Source organism: Psychrobacter sp. TWP2-1-2, assembly GCF_049896785.1.
In the GTDB taxonomy this organism is placed as follows: Bacteria; Pseudomonadota; Gammaproteobacteria; order Pseudomonadales; family Moraxellaceae; genus Psychrobacter.
The window spans coordinates 1-6151 of sequence record NZ_JAFCVA010000032.1 but is presented as its reverse complement, the minus strand read 5'-3'; the positions used below and the strand labels follow the sequence as shown (position 1 = coordinate 6151).

At 40.9% G+C, this 6151-nt stretch carries 5 protein-coding genes and 1 pseudogene; 5 read left to right on the top strand and 1 reads right to left on the bottom strand.

All coding sequences use genetic code 11. The annotated features are described in order from the left end of the window. A pseudogene (locus ACP7AE_RS13945) lies at positions 1-215 on the bottom strand (hypothetical protein); the annotation flags it as partial. Between the two features lie 624 nt (positions 216-839). Between ACP7AE_RS13945 and ACP7AE_RS13940 the strand changes: the two are divergent. The 5 genes from ACP7AE_RS13940 (at position 840) to ACP7AE_RS13920 (ending at position 5770) form a co-directional block, all read left to right on the top strand. Continuing rightward, positions 840-1769: a replication initiation protein gene (locus tag ACP7AE_RS13940; protein WP_426243813.1), complete on the top strand. Its 930-nt coding sequence runs from the start codon at positions 840-842 to the stop codon at positions 1767-1769. A gap of 143 nt (positions 1770-1912) precedes the next feature. Then, positions 1913-3415, top strand: coding sequence for a HEPN domain-containing protein (locus ACP7AE_RS13935; RefSeq protein WP_426243811.1), 1503 nt, complete (start codon positions 1913-1915; stop codon positions 3413-3415). 190 nt (positions 3416-3605) lie between these two features. Next, positions 3606-3938 carry a plasmid mobilization protein gene (locus ACP7AE_RS13930; protein ID WP_426243809.1) on the top strand — a complete coding sequence of 111 codons (333 nt, stop codon included), beginning with the start codon at positions 3606-3608 and terminating at the stop codon, positions 3936-3938. A gap of 701 nt (positions 3939-4639) precedes the next feature. Beyond that, positions 4640-5194, top strand: a complete 555-nt coding sequence (locus ACP7AE_RS13925) for an MbeB family mobilization protein (RefSeq protein WP_426243807.1) — start codon at positions 4640-4642, stop codon at positions 5192-5194. Between the two features lie 3 nt (positions 5195-5197). Continuing rightward, the gene (locus ACP7AE_RS13920) at positions 5198-5770 is read left to right on the top strand and encodes a hypothetical protein (protein WP_426243805.1); all 573 of its coding nucleotides are present in this window, start codon (positions 5198-5200) and stop codon (positions 5768-5770) included. Positions 5771-6151: the final 381 nt, after the last annotated feature.

Here is a 6151-nt window from a genome sequence, read left to right as displayed (position 1 = left end):
GTTTGAGCTGTATCATCAGTGCTTTCGTACTGGGTTTGAGCTGTATCATCAGTGCTTTCGTATTGAGTTTGAGCTGTATCATCAGTGCTTTCGTATTGAGTTTGAAACGTAGTATCTGCAGTCGTGGCTTCCGTGTTCATTGGTTCGGCGGCCATTGCCAGGCTTGGAATAGTAAGTGTCGCGCCAACAAGTAATGACAGAGTAAGATTTTTCATTAATTAAGATCCTTGGTGTACATATTCTATATATTGTTTTTGAACTCCAATATTATTAGAAACTATTTTCTAAAGTTTAGAATATTATGAATTAATAAAGCTAATCATGATTTCCGAACGCAAGGTTAGCAATTAATAACTTCGTCGTTCAGTAGTATATAAATTACCAATCTAACAACTAAAAATCTTCTTGTAATACTAAGTAATTACCAGTGGATTCTTGTTTAGCAGCTTTCTGCTAATCAATTTAGGCTAACGGCAATATAGCCATTAAATTTGTGTTTAATATTAGCAGTTTAGCGATTTTATAAATCGTTATCTGTCACAGATGCTTAATGAGAACGTACTAAGTGATTCTTATTTAAATTCAAGTAGAAATATTGTAGTAGGACGTAGGTACAACTTTTCAGGGCAATGTAAGCCTTAAATGGCGTGGCTTTACGAGAAAATTGCTAATTGACGAAATAAGAATGAGAGCGTAAACTCAAGTGCTAGAAACGACTAACCCCCAAAGCTGGCAGGCTTCGGGGGTTAGATGAATTTTAATCTGTGTCAGCAGATATAAAACCCACTTTTCGATATGGACATTTTATATCAGCAGGCGCACCAATACAAGCGTGCGTGATGTTAATACTTCCTGAAATATACGAAAATCTCCCTCATAAACCCTATTGTACTGACGATTTAGGTAATCTAGTCGTTCGTCCTAGGCAAACTGCCGTCAAAATGCGGTATATCCAGCATAACCCCCCTTGCATGACCCACTTCATCTGCTTAGACATTGATCATGAGCATGGTGCTATGCGCTGGGCGGAAGAATACCTACCACCGCCACGGTGGACAAGCCAAAACCCTGAAAACGGACACGCTCATATCGTCTATGAGCTAAAAACGCCTGTTTGCACCAGTGAGCATGGCAGTCGTAAAGCCTTAGATTATCTTGCTAAGATACAAGCAGGTCTTGTCAGAGAGACAAGAGCAGACGTAGGTTATACCAACTTCATCACCAAAAATCCGATGCATGAGCATTGGCGTACCGAAGTATGGACAAAAGAAGCCTACGAGCTGAATTATCTAGCGGAGTTCGTCGATCTCAGACCTTTAACGGCTACAGAGAAAAAGTATGGACTTGGTAGAAACTGCAACCTGTTCGATACCGTTCGCCATTGGGCATATTCTGCCATTAGAGAGCATCGAGGGAAGACTTGGGGGCAATGGTATAACTCAGTGCTTAAACATGCTCAGAACGTCAATATGATGTTCTCAGAGCCTTTACCGTACTCAGAAATAAAGGCTACTGCTAAAAGCATCGCTAAATATTGTTGGAAACGTGATGCTTATCACTATAATGAGTTCATCCATCGTCAGGCAATTAAAGGAAGAAAAGGTGGGAGAGCTAGTAAGTCGTCTAATGGCGGGCTTGCTAGATCATTACTTTATGCTAATAAGAGAGAGAGAGCTGTAGAACTGCAAGCTCTACAGCTTAGTAAAAAAGAGATAGCATTAGAATTGAGTGTTTCAGACAGAACTATACGTAATTGGCTCAAACCGTAATGTTATTAATGACAAATCCCATTTTTGTCTTTAAGTTCATGACATATCATTTTTTAAAAGCGGAAAGTGCAAGCCTAAATCAGATAACAGCCCAGTGCCGACTATCTGCTTAGGCTATTGCTACCCCTTATAGGTTCCTTTTTATGAGCTCGTATCTGAATGAGGACTCGATTGGTCGGTTTACCCTCGATGGTCGTTCCTACCGTGGCTTGTTGTCTTTGTCTGTTACCCATATTACCTTAACTATTTATCTTGAACCTGGTAAACCTAGACCTTACACGACTTTAGATTTGGCAAGCTCTATTTCTGGAGTTCTGCTTGATACAACTCAAGTTACTCTGCTCAATACTGTTACTACTGGTCGTAGTCCTCTGCGTGGGTTGCGTAATTCAAGCCCCTATAACTGGGCTGTTTCGGTAACATTCGAGGCTTCCTATGTTTTATTTTCTTCTAGACCTATAATTGCTGATCAGCCTGTGTTTACAGGTCTAAATTTCTCCTTGCCTTATATGAATGACCTGTTTGATTTTACATCTTTCGATCAGGTCATTCACGTGGATGAGCACTCAGTTCGTAATTTACTCCAAGAAGATTTTAGACGTGTTGGTTTTGGTGATTTAAGCCATCATGTCTTTGGAGATAAGCCTAAAGTTCTTATTTATACAGGCGCTGATACGCTCTGTGAAATTGAACTTGATTTAGGTTTTTTGAGTATCAAAAACAATGTTACTTCTTCGCCTCCCTCTAATAAAGGTTTTACATTAGAAAATTATGTTTCATGTCATCTTGAATTCAAGGAGACTTTAATTTTTAAGGATGTGACTGGGTACCTTGAGACTTTAAAACAGCTTTTAGAGTTAATCTTAGGGGAAAGGCAGCAACTAGCAGCTTTTGAAATAGCAGTGAAAGATATTAATGGTCACTCAGATTTTTTTGAAGTGCATCAACGTATGGCTCTAAAAGAAGAATCTGATCGATTCATATACGCATCTGATCGATTAGTACATGTTGAAGTTGAACTAGATGAGTTTAAAACCCTTATAAACAACTGGTTCTCGCGTCAAGAACTATGGAAGTTTTCTAGAAGAGATTTCTTCTCATTTTTTGGTAAAGGTGACTATTCTTCAGATAGTCTTATAAAACTATCTAACATGTTTGATCTGATCCCTAGAAATGCCTACGCAGGTGTTAAAGTGGCTCTAACAGATGATGTTCTAGAAGCTAAAAATGCCTGTAGAAAAATATTTAGAGATTTACCGGATTCTCCAGAAAAAACTTCAATGTTGAATGCTTTAGGAAGGCTTGGCAATAAAAATTTAAAACATAAAATTAAAGATAGGTACCAGATTATAGAAGATGCAGGTCTTGTCGAACTAGAGAGTATAGGAGATGTTATCGATCACAGTGTCGATGCTAGAAACTTCTTTGTGCACGGAGGTAATCATAATTTTGATTATTTTGAAAGATACGAAGAATTTTGTTTTCTCATAGATACTTTAGAGTTTATTTACGTGGCATCAGAGTTAATTGAAGCTGGATGGACGTTTAAGAACTGGAATTTTAATGAATTGAACTTTCACTTTTTGAGTAAGTATATTTCTAGTTATTACTGGAATTTAGAACGATTAGAAAATTTAAATAAATAATATTAGAATGAGTAAGTAATTCATATACAATTATTCTACCTCTATTTTAATATTAAGCCAGCATATACCGTGGGTACAATATCCACTACGTTACTATTGACCCAAGGCATGCCGGTAAGGGGAAACCCCTTAACCCCAACCCCTCACAAAAAGCCGTGAGGGGTAAAAAAACAGCGAGAGCGAGGTTGAAATGGCAAGGACGAAATGGCTAAAAATCAGAGTGTCGGATCAAGAAATTGCAGACATCAAAAAGCGGACAGGCTCACATGATATGTCTAATTATGTCCGCAGTTTGGTACTCGATCAACCGATAGCTCCGCCCGAACCCAAGCACAAGAAAATCGTCCATAGTGCCGATCCTGAATTGGTGCGAGCCATTAATCGCATTGGCATCAATATCAATCAAATCGCCAAGCAAACCAATACAGGGCAAGAAGTCGGTAACGCCGTATTGATCGCCTTACTTGATTTGCAGACCACGCTAGACAAAGCACTAGCATCGAGTATGCCCGATGATCGTTAAATTCTTTACTCATGGCACTGGTGGCAGCAAAGGCGTGTTTGATTATTTGCTCAACGACAAAGAGCAGTCAGACGGTAAACGCCTTGGTGCCGAAGTATTGAGGGGCGACATAGAAAACCAAGCCTTGCTCATTGATAGCCTCGATTTTAAGCAAAAATATACCAGTGGTTGCTTATCGTTCACCGAGACAGCGGATGAAGTCACAGCAGAACAAAAAAACGCCTTGATGGACGGCTTTGAGGAAACCCTTCGAGCAGGGCTAGACGTTGATAGAGTAAGCGTGAGCTGGATTGAGCATCGAGACAAAGGACGGTTAGAGCTGAACTTTGTCTTTGCCGATGTGGATTTAGAACACGGCAGAGCCTTTCAGCCCTATATCCATTACCAAGACAAGCGTAGAGTCAACGCATGGAAAGACATGCAAAACATCGAGCATGGCTTTACCGACCCCAATGATCCCGCCAACAAGCGATTAATGGCGCAGCGTGACAACTTACCAAGAGACATTAAAGATGCAAGACAAGCCATTACTGACGGTCTAAAGGCATTGGTGGTTGAGGGCGTAATAGCCAATCGTGACGACGTTATTCAAGCTTTGATGGATGGTGGCTTTGAGATTGCACGAGAGACAGACAAAGCAATCAGTATTAAAAACCCAGATCCCACAGCAAAACGAAATATCAGGCTAACAGGTGGATTATATGAGCGAGGCTTTAAGTTTAGCAGAGAAGTTCAAAGCGAAATCACAGCAGCAAGCGAAGACTATCGAGCAGGAAGTCGAGAACGCTACGACGCAGCTAAACAGCTTTATGACAGCGAAATTACAAGAAAGCGAGACTATCATCAAGCAAGGCATGGACAGCCTAGACACGAGCAACGAGCAGTTGCTCACGACCTTAGCAAAGCATCAAACCGATATGAGTACCGCCCTCGACACTTATATGAGCAACGTCCAAGCCCATACCACCAAGCATTTAAACCAGTTCGCAGAAGATATAGAGAAGACGATAGAAGCCTACACACAGCACATAGCTCAACTGATAGAGCAGCGAGAAGATCGGATAGCGAAGGTCATCAAATCAGAAATGAAAAAATGGGTAATAGTCACCAGTATCGTCGCAATCACCGTAATGATATTCGGCATGATGTTAGGAGCAATGCTGGTCAACAAGTTCTCGAAGCCGACTTATATCATTCAAAAATCCCAGCCACAATCGCAGACACAGCAGCCCCCCATCAACTACGGGCAGAGGTAAGTCATGGACAAGAGACTACTAGAGCAAGTACAGAAAGCCCTACAAGCACAGCAGGACACGATCAAACGCCAAGAGCAGATGCTAGACGATCAACAGCAATACATGCAGCAAATGCTAGACCAGAAAGACCAAGATATAGCGGAATTAACAGCCTCATTGAACACATTGGCACAGACCAAAACACAAGAGCTGGAACGCTTACCGACGTTGTTCAAGCAGTTACAAAATACGATGAAAGAGCAGACGAACGTATTCAATGGATGGGTGGCATATCGGAAAGAGCACGTAACAACGCAAGCATTATTGATAAGCGAGTTATTGGCGTTAGGGAACGTACAAATTCAACTCGTAGCGCAGTTGAAGACGTATCAGAGCACGATAACACCGCCCGACTATCTAGAGAGCGATACGATGCAATTAGAGAGAAATACAGTGAAGTTGGAAGGCGAATTGAGCGAGTTAGTGAGCATACAGCTCAAAATAGAGGAGTCACAGAAGAAAATAACCGGCTCACAGACAGGAATACAGACGGAATTGAAGGAATTAAAGACCTTGCTGGACAAGTTAGAGAAGTGATCAAAGCTAAAGAGCAAGAACTTGAGCGTGCTAGAGCGCCTAAAAGGTCACGATCTCCAAGTATGGGTCGCTAGCTAAACTAAAAAATGCAGCCATTAGGCTGCATTTTTTAGTTTAGCTAGTTTATTTGAGACTCTTAGTGTATTGCGGCTTTCTATGAATTAGCCTATTTGCTATATACCTACAGAGGTCTCTTTACTATTTGAATTAGTTATATGGTTGTACTTGCTCTGCACTAGCATCATCAGTGCTTTCGTACTGGGTTTGAGCTGTATCATCAGTGCTTTCGTACTGGGTTTGAGCTGTATCATCAGTGCTTTCGTATTGAGTTTGAGCTGTATCATCAGTGCTTTCGTATTGAGTTTGAAACGTAGTATCTGC